This window comes from Microbispora sp. H10670 (assembly GCF_014161385.1).
Classification (GTDB): domain Bacteria; phylum Actinomycetota; class Actinomycetes; order Streptosporangiales; family Streptosporangiaceae; genus Microbispora; species Microbispora triticiradicis.
In genome coordinates this window covers 1-16032 of the sequence record NZ_JABBWW010000001.1, presented here as the reverse complement: position 1 = coordinate 16032, position 16032 = coordinate 1, and the positions used below count along the sequence as shown (strand labels likewise).

General features: G+C 59.9%; 12 protein-coding genes. 10 read left to right on the top strand and 2 right to left on the bottom strand.

Annotation, left to right across the window (positions count from 1 at the left end; translation table 11 throughout):
• Positions 1–124: 124 nt before the first annotated feature.
• A complete protein-coding gene (locus HHX33_RS00060) occupies positions 125–328 on the bottom strand; it encodes a hypothetical protein (RefSeq protein ID WP_182872772.1) in 204 nt (67 codons plus the stop codon).
• Positions 329–1881: 1553 nt separating this feature from the next.
• Here HHX33_RS00060 and HHX33_RS00055 point away from each other — a divergent pair.
• The 6 genes from HHX33_RS00055 (at position 1882) to HHX33_RS00030 (ending at position 9496) form a co-directional block, all read left to right on the top strand.
• Positions 1882–2661 (top strand): Lsr2 family protein, encoded by a 780-nt coding sequence (locus HHX33_RS00055; protein WP_182872771.1) that lies wholly within the window; start codon positions 1882–1884, stop codon positions 2659–2661.
• Positions 2662–3062: 401 nt separating this feature from the next.
• Positions 3063–5186 carry a DEAD/DEAH box helicase family protein gene (locus tag HHX33_RS00050; protein WP_182872770.1) on the top strand — a complete coding sequence of 708 codons (2124 nt, stop codon included), beginning with the start codon at positions 3063–3065 and terminating at the stop codon, positions 5184–5186.
• Between the two features lie 11 nt (positions 5187–5197).
• The gene (locus HHX33_RS00045; protein WP_182872769.1) at positions 5198–5389 is read left to right on the top strand and encodes a hypothetical protein; all 192 of its coding nucleotides are present in this window, start codon (positions 5198–5200) and stop codon (positions 5387–5389) included.
• Complete coding sequence (locus HHX33_RS00040; RefSeq protein ID WP_182872768.1) at positions 5389–7461, top strand: AAA family ATPase; 2073 nt, start codon at positions 5389–5391, stop codon at positions 7459–7461. Before HHX33_RS00045 ends, HHX33_RS00040 begins: the two co-directional genes overlap by 1 nt.
• Positions 7458–7949 (top strand): DNA phosphorothioation-associated protein 4, encoded by a 492-nt coding sequence (locus HHX33_RS00035; RefSeq protein WP_182872767.1) that lies wholly within the window; start codon positions 7458–7460, stop codon positions 7947–7949. Before HHX33_RS00040 ends, HHX33_RS00035 begins: the two co-directional genes overlap by 4 nt.
• Before the next feature lie 95 nt (positions 7950–8044).
• A complete protein-coding gene (locus tag HHX33_RS00030; protein ID WP_182872766.1) occupies positions 8045–9496 on the top strand; it encodes a DNA phosphorothioation-associated putative methyltransferase in 1452 nt (483 codons plus the stop codon).
• Here the strand turns inward: HHX33_RS00030 and dndA are convergent.
• Positions 9484–10635 carry a cysteine desulfurase DndA gene (gene dndA / locus HHX33_RS00025; protein ID WP_182872765.1) on the bottom strand — a complete coding sequence of 384 codons (1152 nt, stop codon included), beginning with the start codon at positions 10633–10635 and terminating at the stop codon, positions 9484–9486. The two genes, HHX33_RS00030 and dndA, sit on opposite strands and share 13 nt — an antisense overlap.
• An 89-nt stretch (positions 10636–10724) precedes the next feature.
• On the opposite strand from dndA, the gene dndB reads away from it, so the two are divergent.
• The 4 genes from dndB to dndE are packed head-to-tail and all read left to right on the top strand — an operon-like array spanning position 10725 to position 15711.
• Positions 10725–11843, top strand: coding sequence for a DNA sulfur modification protein DndB (gene dndB, locus HHX33_RS00020; protein ID WP_182872764.1), 1119 nt, complete (start codon positions 10725–10727; stop codon positions 11841–11843).
• Positions 11840–13363, top strand: a complete 1524-nt coding sequence (gene dndC, locus HHX33_RS00015; protein ID WP_182872763.1) for a DNA phosphorothioation system sulfurtransferase DndC — start codon at positions 11840–11842, stop codon at positions 13361–13363. Before dndB ends, dndC begins: the two co-directional genes overlap by 4 nt.
• The gene (gene dndD / locus HHX33_RS00010) at positions 13350–15344 is read left to right on the top strand and encodes a DNA sulfur modification protein DndD (RefSeq protein ID WP_182872762.1); all 1995 of its coding nucleotides are present in this window, start codon (positions 13350–13352) and stop codon (positions 15342–15344) included. The genes dndC and dndD overlap by 14 nt, the downstream gene beginning before the upstream one ends.
• Positions 15334–15711, top strand: a complete 378-nt coding sequence (gene dndE, locus HHX33_RS00005) for a DNA sulfur modification protein DndE (protein WP_182872761.1) — start codon at positions 15334–15336, stop codon at positions 15709–15711. The genes dndD and dndE overlap by 11 nt, the downstream gene beginning before the upstream one ends.
• Positions 15712–16032: the final 321 nt, after the last annotated feature.

The window sequence follows — 16032 nt, the reverse complement described above, 5'->3', positions numbered from 1 at the left end:
TGCTGCCGGACGGGGGGCAAGGGACCGCGCAATTAGGCTACACACAGCGCCGTATACCCGACGGACTGATGGGTGTCTCTGTGCCGACTAACTTTGCTTGGGTCGACCTTCGCTCCCGTCGGCATCACACCACGGTCACCATGTCGCCCGACACCAGCGTCATAAAAAACACCACCACGGTCACCAAGGGGTCGGCATCGGCGGCCAGCCTGGGGGTAAGGGCTATCAAGCTGACCGAGCTGACGTAAGAGCGCTGGAGGCCGGTCAACTCGCCGCATCTCGTCGCCCTGCTCTGCGCCAGGGTGACGCTGAGGAAGGACGAGCTCATCGGGCAGCCCGAAGAATGACCGACCATTGAGGGTCCCCGGCGACGGTCGCCAAAGAATCTGAATCCACGTGCCATGACGGTCGCTCGGGGCAGGAGGACTTGCCGGATCAATCGTGGTCAGCCAGGCGTATGCCGCACTGATCGCGCTACCGGCGAGCAACAGCGCCAGAGCCTGGTAGCCCGGATCACCAGGCTAGAGGGAACGCCGGAACTCGACTGGACAGCTGGCCCTTCGCCGTTACTCACGGTGATCGAATTGCTCTAGGAGTGTGATATGACTCACAGGCAAGCGGTTTGGGATGATCTCTAATTCTAATAGCACTTGACATTCCATCGAATATGTGGTAATCCCCCGCTTGGGGCGGTATGCCCATGCGGAGCATTCTCCGTTTCGTCCGTTGGGCGCCCGGGGTGACAGCACCAAAGTTCTCTATCGGGTATTACTGCTCGCCTTTATATTACTCATCGTAACAACTTCTGAGGGCGATGATCACCTAGGGTAAGGTTAATTGTATCCTTAAGTGTGGTGGGTGCCCGCTCTTGCTGTTTGAAAGTGTACGAGGAATCGGTTCCAACCGCGTTCGGATCTAGTGTCGGGGTGCAGGGCAAGCGAGGGCTAGCTCCACGACGCCCTGATTCCTGTTATCGGCACTGACTTCAAGCAAGATCACGGAGAGTAGCGTTCCCCTAGTGCCGTGGTCTGAAGCTCCGGTGACCGGCTAGAGTCGGTTAAGACGAGCTTTTGTGTCGCATTCCACCAATGTCACGATTTCAAGGCGTGTGGTGGTTGCGGGATGTATCGTGGCACTTACTCTCGCTCCGGCTCAGCCGAACTTGTGGGATAGGTGTATGCGTGCCCAGGCGAGAGCCATGTCAGGATTTGCCCGATTGTCCGCAGAAAGGAAATTCGTGCCCCCGCAACGAAGACGCCGTCCCGACAGAAAGAGCGGCGCCCGCCAAGTTGCCGACCTAGAAGGCGCCGCTCCCGTGTCGACGTGTGACTGCAAACTGATCACCAACTCGCCGACCTACCCTATAGTAGGTCACGACTCGCCAGCCGACGAATCCGCTCCTGCTCGCGGCATGCTCGCGGGACAGATTCGGTTCCATATTCCACTCCCCACCGGGGTGCCGGTGACGCTCCAGGCGGCACTACTCCTGGCCATGTTCGCCCTCGCCGCAACCCTCGCGCCTCCGAGGAAGGGTGAGCCGCTGCTCGCACCTCGCCGTTGCATCATCGCGCAGCAGGCGAGCTCGGTGTGTGTCATGGACGAGCTGCTCCTTGAGCAGACAAGGCCACGACCGGCGGATGCGAAACGGCGCCGTTCGGGAAGCCCGCGGCGCTGATCACTCAAGAGGGGTACGGGCCTCGTCGCTAGGCGCGTGGGTTTCCCCGTGACAGGGTGCACGAACAATCGGCTCTGTCGAACCCACGCGCTACACCGCAGAATAGGACCCAGCTCGGATCCAGAGCTTCATGTCATATTCGCTCCGGGGTGGGGGTCCATCTCAGGCACATATAGTCGACAAGCACGTTGAACAGGAGGGCGCATATGGCCGACGGAGCGGAGACTCCACCATGGAAGCGCCTGCAGCGAATTTCCGAAATGCCCATATTCGAACAAAACGGTCAAATCGACCAATTGGCTGACGAGCTTATCGACCGGTGGGGAATGGGGAACGCACCTCACTACTTGCGAGTCGCCAATCGGGACATGATCGTAGCGGTGCTCCTCTCGCTGCTGGGTGGTGACCGCGCCGAAGGGACCGCCGACACTGAGGCGAGGGGAGCTAACCAACCGAACAAGGTGGAAGAGTCAGTAGTGGAGATCCCGACCTTCGCCTCCCAGCTTGCGGACGTCTCGGCACCCGTCGTTCGTGCCTGGGCGCAGCAGCAAGGGATCCCTCTGGGTGATCGGGGGCGGATCCCAATGTGGGTGATCAATCGCTATCAGGTGGAGCATTCAGGCCGGGGCGCTGCAGAGCCCTCTCCTCGGAAGATTCACGAAGCGCTGGAGAAGTACGGAGAGCTGACCAAGGCACAGCTGGAAGGAGTCCTTGGAAGAAGCTATCCATCCTGGCAGCTTCTGGAGGCGATCAGCTCTTTACCGAACGTCCAGATCTCCATGAGCGGCGACGATGGCCGCTCGTCGGCGATCTTCCGTTGGGTAGAGGCGGAGACTCGTGAAGGTGATGACTCAGTCGAGGACATTGCGCGTGGCGAGCATTCCCAAAAGAGTATCCCAAGCCGAGGTGATTCTTCTGGTCCCGACACTGTCGATGCTGTTCAGGATTTTCTTCAGCTCTTACGTGGGGAGTCGAGCAGGGACTGACCTGCTTTTGGTGAGGAGCCGCCGCCTCGCTGTATCGCAGGCTCGGAGACCGGGCTCAAAGACCTCGGCGCCGCTATGACTAGCAAACGTCACGGATCGGGCATAGTCGAGCGGACTGCGTGGCGTGGCGGCGTCCGCTTGTTACCATCGTCCACCAGCGATCACTTCTGTAGGGCAGGCGCCCGTCGTGTCCGGTCTCACGCTCCAGCTTTTTGCAGCGGACCAGGAACCGCCGGCGCGCTCGGCAACGCGGGTGACCTCGCGCCAGGGATAGCTGCCGTTGGCGGCGGGCGCAGCGGTGACCTCATGTTCGAGCCAGAGCCGGCTGCAAGTTCAGCGGAGGAGGCGACGTCCATGCCGCAAGTAACGGAGTCGGCTGAATCCGACGATGGAGGCAGCGGATGAGCTTGCCCCGCGTCTCGATCAACGATGCTTACCGAAGTGACACCGGTGACCTCGCCCGAGATTTCTACGTGCCGGTGCTCGCAGAAGCTGTGCAGTACGACCGAGCTGTCGGCTACTTCACCAGCGCATCGCTGGAACTCGTGGCGCAAGGCATCGACAAGTTGCGTGCGCGCGACGGGAGGATTCGCGTGATCGCTAGCCCGCTACTTTCGCCCGACGACATTGAGGATATTCGTCGAGGCTACGAGTACCGTGCGGTCGTCGCGAGGGCAGTCGCACGAGAGATCGATCCGAAAACGCTCACCACGCGAGCGGCCGAAAGACTGGGCACGCTGGGGAAATTGGTCGCCGAAGGCGTGCTTGAGATCAAGATCGCGGTCGTCGCCGGGACGGATGGACTCGGCATCTACCACGAGAAGATCGGTATTGTCACAGACCCTCAGGGTAACTCGGTCGCCTTCACTGGCTCTCTCAATGAGACGCGCGCCGCGATGGAGAACAACTTCGAGTCCATCGAAGTGTTCCTCTCGTGGGTGCCGGGGGACGCACGTCGGGTGCGTAGGATCAGGGAGAACTTCACCGCTCTTTGGGAGGGTAAGACCGAGCGCCTGGAGGTGCTGGAGTTTCCAGAGGAGGCGGAGGAGCGCCTGCGTGATCTGGCCGCACAGATATCCAAGTCCAATTCGAGCACCTCTGCACGTAAAACATTTCCGCTTCCGAGTGAGCAGCTTAGTAATCAGGGTTGGGCCACTACACCGGAAGACGTGGAGCTGCGCGACTATCAGAAAGAGGCCATCATACGGTGGCTTCGAGCAGGGGCGCGCGGAATCTTCGAGATGGCGACTGGCACGGGTAAGACCATAACCGCGTTGGCAGCGCTGGACCAGATTGGGCGGCAGCTACGAACGCGAAGTAGCTCTCTTGTCACTGTAATCGTAGTTCCACTGCTCGACCTGGTGGAGCAGTGGTCGGGGGAGCTCAATCGATTCGGAATTGTTCCCGTCAAGTGCCGGGACTCGGTGGAGACCTGGCAGGTTCAGGCGAACAACGCGATCGCGGGATTGCGACCAGGACGGGCGGTCACTTTGATCGTCACCAACAAGACCTACGGATCGCCTGCGTTTCAGAATCTTCTGTCGTCGGCCGGTGGGGAGCTCCTGATCATCGCCGATGAGGTGCACCATCTAGGGGCTGAGCACCACCGCTTCAAACTTCCAAGTCACGCGCCCTGGCGCTTGGCCCTCTCGGCGACTCCGGAACGCTGGTTTGACGACAAGGGCACCGATGCGTTGCGGGATTACTTCGGAGAGACTCTGATCAGCCTCGGGCTCAGGGGCGCGATTGAGATGGGCGCACTCACCCCGTACAGGTATTGTCCTGTCTTGGTACCACTCACCGACGAAGAGGCCGCCTACTACACCGTTCTTACTGGCGACATCGGTGCTCTTTACGGCCAGATCAAGGGGGGCAAGGGGAGGTCCCGTGAGGACGCGGAGGCGCGACTTGGTCAACTACTCAATAAGCGAGCTAAGGTGCTTGGTCACGCTGGAGGGAAGGTTGCCGCCCTGGAGAAGGAGCTCAGTAAGCGGCGTCAGTTGCCGGCCCAGCTGGTCTATTGCGCCGAAGGCGGGCGGCCGCAGGAGGGCGACCCGGTAGGTGGGGAGCGTCAGATAGACCAGGTGGTTGATCTACTGGGAAACCGACTTGGCATGCGCGTGCACACCTACACCTCCCAGGAGCCTAGGCAGCAGCGGCGCGAAATCCTTGAAGCATTCGGACGCGGGGACTTGGAGGCATTGATTTCCATGCGGTGTCTGGATGAGGGCGTCGACCTTCCGGATGCCCGCATCGCTTACATGCTCGCCAGTAGCAGTAACCCTCGGCAGTTCATCCAGCGTCGTGGGCGAATTCTGCGTCGAGCTCCAGGGAAGGCGGAGGCCGAGGTCATCGATTTCATAGCAGTTCCTCCACAGGATCAGGAGCTATTCGAGACGGAAAGAAAACTGTTCAGGCGAGAGATGCATCGTTTCGTCGAGTTTGCGAGATATTCGAATAACTATGGAGCAGCTCTGAGTGAACTGCGCGACCTACGAGAGTATTACGAGTTAATGGATGTCTAGGGAGTAATCGGATGAACGAAAAAAGGGACGATCAGCGGGAAATTGAGCAGATTGAGCAGATTCTCAGAGGGATAACGCCAAACGCATACGAAGTCATCAAGATGGTTCTCGCTTTAGAGCAGGAGAATTTGCATAAGTCCGAGGCTTTGGCCTGGAATACGGTCCGGGATGAAATGGCGACGAAGGTTGAGGGTATCGCATAATGAAATTTATTTCGGTAGAATTGGAGAATTTCCGTCCTTATCAAGGGGTCCAAAAAATCGTCTTCGCGCAAGATGCGGAGGCGAACGTAACTGTCTTATGGGGCACTAATGGCGGCGGCAAGACCACACTCCTGAATGCCTTCACGTGGGCTCTCTATGGCACGCTCAGCGATGACCTTGAGAACAAAGACCAGCTGATCAATACCACGGTCTGGAACGCAGCGGCGGAGGGGACTCCCTTGTCCGCGTCTGTGACTATCGAGTTCGAGCACGGCAGACACGCCTACATCGTCAAGCGGTCCGTCTACGCATCCAAGCACGGCACCTTACAGCCTCGCCCGAAGCCTGAATTGCAGTTGTGGCGACGGGAGAGAAACGGCAATCTGGAACCGGTACTGAACCCTAGCGGGCGCCTCAATCAGATTCTTCCTGAGCGCCTGAGTCGGTTCTTCTTTGTCAATGGTGAGCGCATCGAAGCTTTGGTGAAGTACGAGGGCGGTGACGATGTAAGGGAGGCCGTAAAGACGCTTCTCGGGTTGGAGGCCATGGAGCGCGCGGTCATGCATCTACCCAAGGTCGCGCAGAAGTTACGTCGGAGCATGAAGGCCGATGATGCATCCCAGGGAAAGTTGGACGAGCTCCTCAGGCGGGTGGAAGACGCCGATCGGATGATCCAGGAACAGCAGAGGCGTCGCAATGAGGCAGAGAGGGAACGTAAGCACTTCGAGTCGGAGATTGGAGCTCTCAACCTCAAGATGACCCAGCTGAGCGAGGCGAAAGAGCTTCAGCAGAATCGATATCGCCTAGAAGATCAGCTGAAGCGAACCGTGGCGAGCAGGCAGGGGCAGGAGGAGGAGCGTGCCAAGCTGGTGGGATCCAATGGATTTCTCGCCTTTCTATCCACTTTGCCAGGAGAGGTGTTGTCCGCCTGCGAGCAACTTCGGGAACGAGGTGAGCTGCCTGCTCCACTCAAGCGGGCTTTCATCGATGACCTGCTGGAGGAAGGCAGATGCATCTGCGGAACTTTGCTGGTAGAGGGGAGTTCGCACCGCGCCGCTTTGGAACATTGGCGAGCTCGTGCCGGGCTTGCTGAAGTCGAGGCGGCGTGGAACCAGCTCAGGGGTCTCGTGGGAAGCATCGACGATCAAAGGACGCAGCTGCATGAGGCGTTGCGGGGTTTCGACGAGCGAATCGCTGCGGCACAAGGGGAAGAGCGTCGGCTTGAGCACGAAATCGACGAGATAGGCATCAAGCTTAAGCGCCTCCCATCGGAAGAGGTTGTTGCGACCGAGGAGAAGTTGGAAGCGGCCAAGCTCGCCCGCGACGAGAAGCTGGCTATCATTGGAGCGGCCGACGCCGAGCGCCAAAGACTGGGGATCGAGCGAGAGGACCTGAAGACCCAGATAGACAAGCTCGGGGTGAAAGACGCCCGTAGCCGCAGGATCAAAAACCGAATCATGGCAGTCGAAGAGGCGGCCACTGCGCTAGCTCGGATTCTGGAGATCCTATCTCAGGGAGTTCGGCGTCGGCTCGATAATCGAATTCAAGATATCTCCCGATCGGTGTCGTTCAAGAGCTATGAGCCCGAGCTCACACCCAACTTCGAGTTGGAGTTGTGGGACTCGAGCGGCAGCGAGCGAGTCCCGGCACCCAAATCCACTGGGGAGAACATGTTGTTGGCTCTCACCTTCGTTGGATCGCTGATCGGCGAGGCGAGGCAGGCTCAGAAGAGTGATCGCACTGTCTTTCAGGGGATCGGTGGCGATTTCCCGGTGGTGATGGACGCTGTATTTGGCAACCTGGACGAGGACTACCGTGAGGCTATTGCTGACTTCCTGCCTAAACTTGCCTCTCAGGTAGTGATCATGACAAGCAAGGGCCAAGCAGGGGACATCGTCGAACAGGTGTTGCGTCCCCGACTCGGCAAGCAATACGTCATCACTGCACATACCACTAAGACTGATGTCAGCAATGCGACTGAGACGCTGACGTTGGACGGTAACACCTACCCGTACCAGGTGATCGGCTCCGACCGAACCGGCGCTGAGATCACGGAGGTTGACAACCGATGATTCTCAACGCCGATGTTCGCGTCAGGCGCCCCCAAGAGCACGACGACCTCATCGGCCGGCTGACCACAAGGGAAGGTGGGCCATTCCCGAACTACTGGCAGGTTCTCGTCTTCGCGGCGGCTCTCGGCTGGTCACAAGGCCGGCGGGAGCCTTTCGAGAAGGCGGGCGAGCCGATACGTTATGGGTTGTTCAATAGCTCTGCAACCGTTTCGGCCACTATCGACTCCATGGGCGTACTGGCGTATCCGAATGACGCGGGAATCATGGCCGACGACCGTCTCCCGGAACGCATCAAGGTATTTGAGGAGTATGCCAACGGCGGGCTCTCTATCATTCAGGGTGAACTTAACCGCGGCGCTTATGTCCGGCCGTTGGACGTCATATTAAATCTTTGCCGGGAACAGGGGAAGCCACGCAGTGGAAGCATGGTAGAGGATATCCTCGGTTCGCGGCTCGTCGGTTTCACGTCGCCAGACTTTGGAACATGACGGCTGTGGAAGGCCGCGCTCGATAATTGGTGAGCGTGGCCATAAATATCGCGGTATGAGTGTAGGTGTCGCCGATGGAACCGACAGGAGCTCAGATGCCCGGCTTGCACTGGGAGAGCGATCGTCGTCTCACTGCGATCGGCCGTAGCACTCTGTCGATAGCGGCTCGGCAAGCCGTTGTCGATGGTGAGGTGAACTCGTCTACCAGCGTGCTGGATTACGGGAGCGGGCGAGGGGGTGATGTTCGCGGGCTGCGTGAGATGCACTTCCAGGCCGAAGGGTGGGACCCCTACTACGCATCCGAAACAGTGCCTCAACCGGCGGACGTCGTGCTGCTGACCTATGTGCTCAACATCATCGAGGACACCAAGGAGCGGCGTGAGGCGCTTCAAGCTGCGTGGGGACTCGCGGAACGCCTGCTTGTGGTCACCACCCGGCTCACATGGGACCGATCGAAGGTCCGAGGCCGGCAGTACGAGGACGGAGTCCTGACAAGTAGGCGAACATTCCAACACCTGTTCAGTCCCGGAGAGCTTCGCGCCTATGTTGAGGAGACATGTGGTGTTCGCTGTGTCTCCGCGGCACCCGGCATCGTCTACGCCTTCAAGAGCGACGATGCGCGACTTACTTACCTGGCCCGGAGGATTGTGCCCCATGTCGCCTGGCTGGCCTCCGGGGACACTGGTTCGGCGATCGCCTCCGTGGTGGACTACACACAGCGACGCGGTCGCTTGCCACAGTTGGAAGAGATGCCGGCGGAGATGGTGAAGCTCCTCGCTCACCTACAGCCAAAGGAACTCCAGCGTATCGTGCGGAAGGCGGCGGATCCTGAGAAGGTCGATGCCGGCGTCAAGGCGTCAACCCTCTCCACGCTGCTGTTTCTTGCCGTCGAGCTGTTCAACGGCCGTGGTCCCTACAGCAGCCTGCCTATCTCCCTGCAGCTGGATGTCAGGGCCTTCTTCTCCTCTTACAAGGAAGCCTGCATGCGGGCTGATCGACTGCTGCTGAAGCTACGCGACGACGCGTATGTCAGGGGGGCCATGCAGGCGTCGAACGTCGGAAAGCTCACACCGACAGCGCTCTACGTGCACAGGCGCGCGATCGATCAGATGCCGACTGTGCTACGGCTCTACGAACACTGTGCTTCGATCGCGGCTGGGCGGCCGCCATCATGGTCAGTCGCCAAGCTTCGCCACCAGGGCCGTGCGGTGAGCTGGTTGGTCTATCCCGAGTTCGACACAGATCCGCATCCCAAGCTGCGCTCGTCCTACATGGTAGATCTCACCACCCTGAAGACCACCTTCAAGTCGTATGAGGAAGCTGCGAACCGGCCGTTGCTGCACCGCAAACACGAGTTTCTGGCCGCTGACGACCCGGATGCACTGAAGTGCCGACGGCTGACGCAGTCTGAGGTGCGGGCCGGGCTCTACGAGAATCCGCACCTCATTGGAACGGAAGACGGCTGGGAGGCCGAACTCGTTCGCTGTGGGAAGGAACTTCGTGGGCACCGCCTGGTGCGCCGGAAGGAGCCCATTCAAGCGAAGTAGGACACTCCCGCCTGAAACTCCGAGATCTCGCTAACCAGCTCGCGGACATCCAAGTCCTGCACCTGGTCAGGAAACCAGGACAGTCGTAGGCCGTTGCCGGCGACGTCGTCCGGCAGCCCCATCCCGCGCAGGACATGGCTAGGGGTGTAGGAGGCGCTCGTACAGGCTGACCCTGTTGCTACAGCAGCGATCTCCTTGAGCTGGACGATCAATGCCTCGGCATCTACACCCTCGAACGAGAGGTTGAGGATGTGCGGGATGACGTGTTCCTGGTCGCCGTTGAAACGAACCTTGGTCTGGCCGAGGGCGTCAACCAGGCGTGCGCGGAACGCCGCAGCCTGACTCCACCACTGCGTGTGCTCCTTTTCGAAGATCTCGGCTGCCTTCGCGAGTCCCGCTATGAGCGGAACCGGCAGTGTTCCCGGCCGAAGCTTGCGCTCCTGGCCGCCGCCGTACATGAGGGGCGTCAGCGGAACGGTGTCGTGGCCACATCTCCGGATGAGTAGCGCGCCGATGCCCTTCGGCGCGCCGATCTTGTGGCCACTGATGCTGATCATGTCGATCGGCGCTCTCAGCTCTTCCGTGAGCTTGCCGAACCCCTGAGCGCCATCCACGTGGAGGTAAGTACGCGTACTGCGCAGATGGTCGGCCAGCTCCGCGACCGGCTGGATCACTCCGGTCTCGTTGTTGACGTGCATGAGCGAGACCAGCAGGGTGTCGTCGCGCAGACGCTCGCGTACGGCTTCGACACTGACTCGTCCGGTTGGCCCCGGCGAGATGAGATCAATTTCAAAGCCGCGGGACGCAAGGTGCTCCAAGGGCTCGAGAACGGCCTTGTGCTCGATCGCGGAGCTGATGATGTGGCGGCGGCCTTCGCCTTCGCCGTACGGCGCTAGACCCAGCAGCGCGATGTTGTTGCTCTCCGTCGCGCCCGATGTAAAGATCAACTCAGACGGACTGGCGGCCAGCTGCGCGGCGAGCTGTTCCCGTGCTTGCTGAACAGCTCGCTTGGCCCTGGCTCCCCAGTCATGGGTGCGGCTACCCGCGTTGCCGAAGTCTGTGGTCATCCAGTGAAGGACGACATCGGCGACACGGGGGTCGACCCGCGTGGTCGCCGCTGAGTCCAAGTAGGCGGTCATGCTCGCTGCGTCCCTTGGCTTGTGGACTGACCCGTAAGTACGTTAAAAACTTGACGTAACTACGGTACCGTCAATCAACGGGGTAACTCTTGTCATCGCCGTCGGCGAGTGGAACAACAGCGGGGTTCGAGTACGTCTTCCCGGCGATCCGGGGCGTCCAGGCACAGCGCGAGTTCTACGTCTCGATGTGTCCGCTACGGCTCATCCCCAAGATCTTCCTCTTCGATGAGGAGGAGCTGGCGCCCGAGGTGCGGGCTCAGCGGGTGCTCAACAAGGGGCGTATCCCCGCACTCGCCTCGTACATCATCGACAACCCGACCGACTACGTGTTCTCCGCGCTGACGGCGTCTGTCGACGGCGAGATGCGCTTCGCAGGGATCGCCGACGAAGGTCCCGGCATGCGGATCGGTCAGCTCCACATCCCGATGGCTGCCCGCTTCCTCATCAACGATGGTCAGCACAGGCGAGCCGCGATCGAAGCAGCGCTCTCCGAGAACCCCGAGTTGGGTGACGAGACCATCGCGGTCGTGTTCTTCCACGATGCAGGGCTCGCCCGCAGCCAGCAGATGTTCGCTGACCTCAACCGGCACGCGGTGCGACCTGCCCGGTCCATCGGAGTCCTTTACGATCATCGGGATGAGCGCGCGAATCTTGCGAGACTGCTGGCGCTCAAGTCGCCTATCTTCCGCAACTTCGTGGAGATGGAGAGCAGCACACTGTCAGCCCGGTCCCGTAAGCTCTTCACGCTCAGCGCTCTCTACTACGCGACCGATGCACTTCTGCGTGGCATTGAGCTGAAGGCTGTGAGCGAGGCGGCCGAGCTGGCGGACCAGTACTGGACGGCCATCGACTCGCTGATTCCAGAGTGGGGGCTTGTGCGAAGACGAAAGATGACGGCAGCGGACGTCCGGCGTCAGTATCTGCACAGTCATGGGATCGCTCTGCACGCTCTTGGTCGTCTCGGCAACACCCTGGTGTTGCAATCAGCAGAATCGGATTCGTGGAAACCGCGGCTGGAACCCCTTGCCAAAATCGACTGGTCCCGATCGAACCTGGACTGGGAGGGCCGAGCCATCGTTGGTGGACGTGTCGTGAAGAACCATTCCAACGTGGTGCTGACGGTCAACTACCTGCGGCAGAAGCTGGGTATGGAGCTCGGTCCTGAAGAAGCCGACATCGAAGCGACGCACCTGGGAGGAGAGCGATGACCGTCTCAGTGGGTATGCCGGCCCGGCGGGCCATCCCGTTCAAAGACAGTGGGGGTCTCGCCGTCGTCCTCAAAGAGCTCATAGAGGAGGTCCAGGAGCTCTACCAGGCTGATGAGGTTCCTTGGGTCATCGGCTACAGCGGTGGTAAGGACTCCACAGCTGTCCTTCAGCTGGTCTGGCGTGCGCTGCGGGAGCTGCCGGAGGAGAAGCGGACCAAACCAGTTCATGTGATCTCGACCGACACTCTGGTGGAGAACCCGATCGTCGCCAGTTGGGTCACGCAGTCTTTGATCACGATGGAGAAGGCAGCGGAGGAACAACGTCTTCCGATCAAGCCGCACCGTCTCACCCCCGACGTCAAAGACACCTTCTGGGTGGGTCTGATCGGCAAGGGCTATCCTGCGCCGCGGCCTAAATTCCGCTGGTGTACGGAACGGTTGAAGATCCGCCCTTCCAATACATTCATCCGCAACGTCGTTCGAGAGCATGGCGAGACGATCCTTGTCCTGGGCATTCGCAAGGCAGAAAGCCAGGCGCGGGCACGTACCATGGCTCGTCATGAGCAGCGTCGAGTGCGAGATCGGCTCTCGCCGAATGGCAACCTGCCCAACTCGCTCGTATATAGCCCCATTGAGGCATGGACGAACGATGAGGTCTGGACCTTCCTTATGCAGCTCCCCAACCCGTGGGGACACAACAACAAGGATCTCCTGACCATGTACCAGGGCGCCTCCAGCGATGGCGAGTGCCCCCTAGTCGTGGACAACACCACTCCCTCCTGCGGTGACAGCCGGTTCGGCTGCTGGACCTGCACACTCGTGGACCAGGACAAGTCCATGGCTGCCATGATCCAGAACGACGAGGAGAAGGAGTGGATGCAACCACTTCTGGAGCTGCGTAACAAGCTTGACGTCCGCGACGAGGATGGACGCCGCAACGACAAGCACTTGCGAGACTGGCGGAAGATGAACGGCACTATCCAGCTGTTCAATGACCAGATCGTCCATGGCCCGTACACCCAGGAATCACGGGTGAACTGGTTGCGAGAGCTTCTCGGTGCGCAGACCCTGCTCCGGCGGAAGGGCCCAGCCAGTGTTCGCGAGATCGAGCTGATCAGTATGGGTGAGCTCCACGAGATCCGCCGTATCTGGGTCTTCGAGAAGCATGAGGTAGAGGATCTCCTTCCGAAGATCTACGAGGAGAAGACCGGAGAGAAGTTTCCAGGTGGCCCTCTGGACGAGCATCTCACTCTCGCCGGCGACGAGATGGAGCTGCTCCGTGAGGTCTGCGGTGATGACGAGCTGCACTTCACCACAGCGCGCGAACTGCTTGCTGTGGAGCGCAAGTTCCGGACGATGACCCGTCGCGCCGGTCTGTTCGAGGAGCTGGAGAAGACGATCCGCCGCGGCTACTACGAGAACAAGGAAGACGCCGAGCAGAGCGCCCTGCGGAACCAACGGGAAAAGCAAGCTCCTGACCTGCCGCTCTTCGACGAAGAAACTACAAATGCTCCTGCTTAATGTCACCCTCGAGAATTTTGGCGCCTACAAGGGCAAACAAGTTCTCGACCTGAAAACTCGTCCTGGGCGTCCGATCGTGCTGATCGGGGGTCTCAATGGTTGTGGAAAAACCACGCTGTTGGACGCTATCCAACTTGCGCTGTATGGGCCCAGAGCTCGTACCAGCGGTCGTGGCAACCGTTCCTACGATGATTACCTCCGCGATAGCGTCAATCGTCAGGCCAGGCCAAAACAGGCGAAGGTGGTCGTTGAGTTCTCCACCACCGTTGAAGGTCGAGAGCGCCGGTACAGGGTTCTCCGGTCTTGGGAAGTCAAAGACAAGAGTGTCCGCGAGTTCCTCAATGTTCTCATCGACGGCGAAATAGACTTCGTCGTCAGTGAGCAGTGGGCCGACCACGTTGAGGACATTCTCCCGCTTGAAGCATCCTCCCTCTTCTTCTTCGACGGCGAGAAGATTGAGTCGCTCGCAAATCCTGACCGGGCGGCGTCGGTGATCGCGTCCGCAGTGCAATCTCTGCTCGGTCTGAACACCGTAGAACGGCTCCGGAACGACCTGCTTGCGGTCCAGCGCAGGCAGAAGATCTCCAAGGAGGATCAGCAGACTCTCGACGAGATCCATCGTATCGAGGACGCCATTAGACAGGCAGACGGCCTCTGTGATGAGCTCACTCAGCGGGTAGCGTCCGAGAGATCCGCGCTTGAAGAGGCTGAGCGACGCTACGCTGCACTCGAGAGTGCGTTCGCTAAGGAGGGCGGTCACCTCTACGCACGACGAGCGGAACTGGAGACGGAACGGTCCCAAGTCGCTTCACAACTCATCAGTGCGAATGAAGTATTGGCCAACAGCCTTGCCAGCGGCCCTCTTCCACTACTGTTGCTAGCTCCACAGCTAATCCGAGTGCGCGAGCAGGTTGAGAAGGAACGACGCGCCAGCGAGACGGCACAGGTGGTTTCCGTACTGAGCGAGCGGGATCGCGAGCTGCTGGAACTGTTAAAAAAAATTGTCCCTGCGGACAGCTTCGCGGTTGCCGAGGGCCACCTCAACGCTGACCGCGAACGGCGCGCGTCAGTCGCCAATGAGATCCGCCAGATTCTCAAGTTCCCGGCAGAGTCCCTGCCACAGCTCACGTCTCTGGATGAGATCTTGCGGCAGGAAGCAGCACGAGCCCAGGAGCTCGTTGAGCAAGCCCAACTCCATCGAGAGCGTCTCAGCGCTCTCGAACGCCAGCTTGCCGGGGTCCCCGAACATGATGTGATCGCCGCACTTCTCGAGGAGCGTGATGCACAACGAGAGGAGTTGGCCAGGCTCAGGTTCGGCCTCAGCAAGCTCAAAGAGGACCTGGAAGCCGCTCGCCGCCGTCGCGAACAGCTCAAGCTCGATCGTGAGCGTGCCTACAAGGGGCGGGCGGCGAAACTCGCCCGAGCAGAGGATGCAGAGCGCATCGTTACTTACTCCGACAGGGTCAGGGCGACCATGGAGAAGTATGGTTCCGCGCTGCTGCAACGGCACATCAATAAGCTTGAGGTGGCGGTCCTGCAGAGCTTTCAGCACCTCATGCGAAAGTCCGCCCTCGTTCGCGACCTACGAATCGACACTGAGAAGTTCACTCTCACCTTGGTGGGTCCAGACGACGATGAGTTGGATCCGTCTCGGCTCAGTGCGGGGGAGCGCCAACTGCTGGCGGTCTCACTCCTATGGGGCCTCGCGAAGGTGGCCGGGAACCGTCTGCCCAGCGTGATTGACACCCCACTCGGTCGCCTGGACAGTCGGCATCGCGAACACCTGGTTGATCGCTACTTCCCCCACGCCAGTCATCAGGTGCTTCTGCTGTCGACGGACGAAGAGATCGACGCGTACCTGTTCAGCAAGCTCAAGCCCTCGATCGCGCATACCTACATGCTCGTGCACGACGACAACACGTTCACTACTTCAGTCGAGCCGGGCTACTGGTGGACGGGAGGCACAGGACATGTCGCTTGACAATGTTCGGCTCTCACAGCCGGCGAAAGATCAACTGATCAAATTGAAGCGCATCACCGGCATCAAGAACTGGAACACCTTGTGCCGTTGGGCGCTGGCGCTTTCTCTCCAGGATCCGGCGCCGCCGCTTGTTCGCGATGTCGCCACCGACTCCAATGTCGAGATGACCTGGAGAACCTTCGCCGGTACTTACGGCGATATCTACCTCGCCCTCCTGAAGCAGCGTTGCCTTGACGACGGCCAAGAACCTACCGAGGAGAACATCTCACATACCCTCACCATCCACGTTCACCGGGGGATCGGTCACTTGGCGGGCCGCCAGGACCTGAAAAACATCGGTGGCCTTATTTCACTCGCCCTGGCCTGATCAAAAGCGATCTATCAAGATTTTGGGCAACTTCCTACCCCACAGTGGCAGCCAGCAGGGCCCGTCGGGGCTTGCCTATCTGCAAGCGGGTGACATATGACTGTGCTGTCCTACCCGTGGATCTGTGTGAGGGCGTGACGTTTATCCGCGGGTAGGAGGTAGGCGGCTTTAAGGATGCGGTTACTAGTGTCCTGCGCCTGAAATTCGTCGGCAATATCGTGCGAGGGATTCGAGGATCTCCTCTGCGGTCTTCTTCCATACGAACGGCCGGGGGTTGTCGTTCCACTGGGCGATCCAGTCCCGGATGTCCTTCTCCAGGGA

Excerpts from the sequence above, each read along its gene's own strand:
- HHX33_RS00035 (WP_182872767.1), top strand. The coding sequence starts at position 7,458 with ATGATTCTCAACGCCGATGTTCGCGTCAGGCGCCCCCAAGAGCACGAC.
- dndC (WP_182872763.1), top strand. The coding sequence starts at position 11,840 with ATGACCGTCTCAGTGGGTATGCCGGCCCGGCGGGCCATCCCGTTCAAA.
- HHX33_RS00050 (WP_182872770.1), top strand. The coding sequence starts at position 3,063 with ATGAGCTTGCCCCGCGTCTCGATCAACGATGCTTACCGAAGTGACACC.
- HHX33_RS00045 (WP_182872769.1), top strand. The coding sequence starts at position 5,198 with ATGAACGAAAAAAGGGACGATCAGCGGGAAATTGAGCAGATTGAGCAG.
- HHX33_RS00040 (WP_182872768.1), top strand. The coding sequence starts at position 5,389 with ATGAAATTTATTTCGGTAGAATTGGAGAATTTCCGTCCTTATCAAGGG.
- dndD (WP_182872762.1), top strand. The coding sequence starts at position 13,350 with ATGCTCCTGCTTAATGTCACCCTCGAGAATTTTGGCGCCTACAAGGGC.
- dndE (WP_182872761.1), top strand. The coding sequence starts at position 15,334 with ATGTCGCTTGACAATGTTCGGCTCTCACAGCCGGCGAAAGATCAACTG.
- HHX33_RS00060 (WP_182872772.1), bottom strand. The coding sequence starts at position 328 with ATGAGCTCGTCCTTCCTCAGCGTCACCCTGGCGCAGAGCAGGGCGACG.
- dndA (WP_182872765.1), bottom strand. The coding sequence starts at position 10,635 with ATGACCGCCTACTTGGACTCAGCGGCGACCACGCGGGTCGACCCCCGT.
- HHX33_RS00055 (WP_182872771.1), top strand. The coding sequence starts at position 1,882 with ATGGCCGACGGAGCGGAGACTCCACCATGGAAGCGCCTGCAGCGAATT.
- HHX33_RS00030 (WP_182872766.1), top strand. The coding sequence starts at position 8,045 with ATGCCCGGCTTGCACTGGGAGAGCGATCGTCGTCTCACTGCGATCGGC.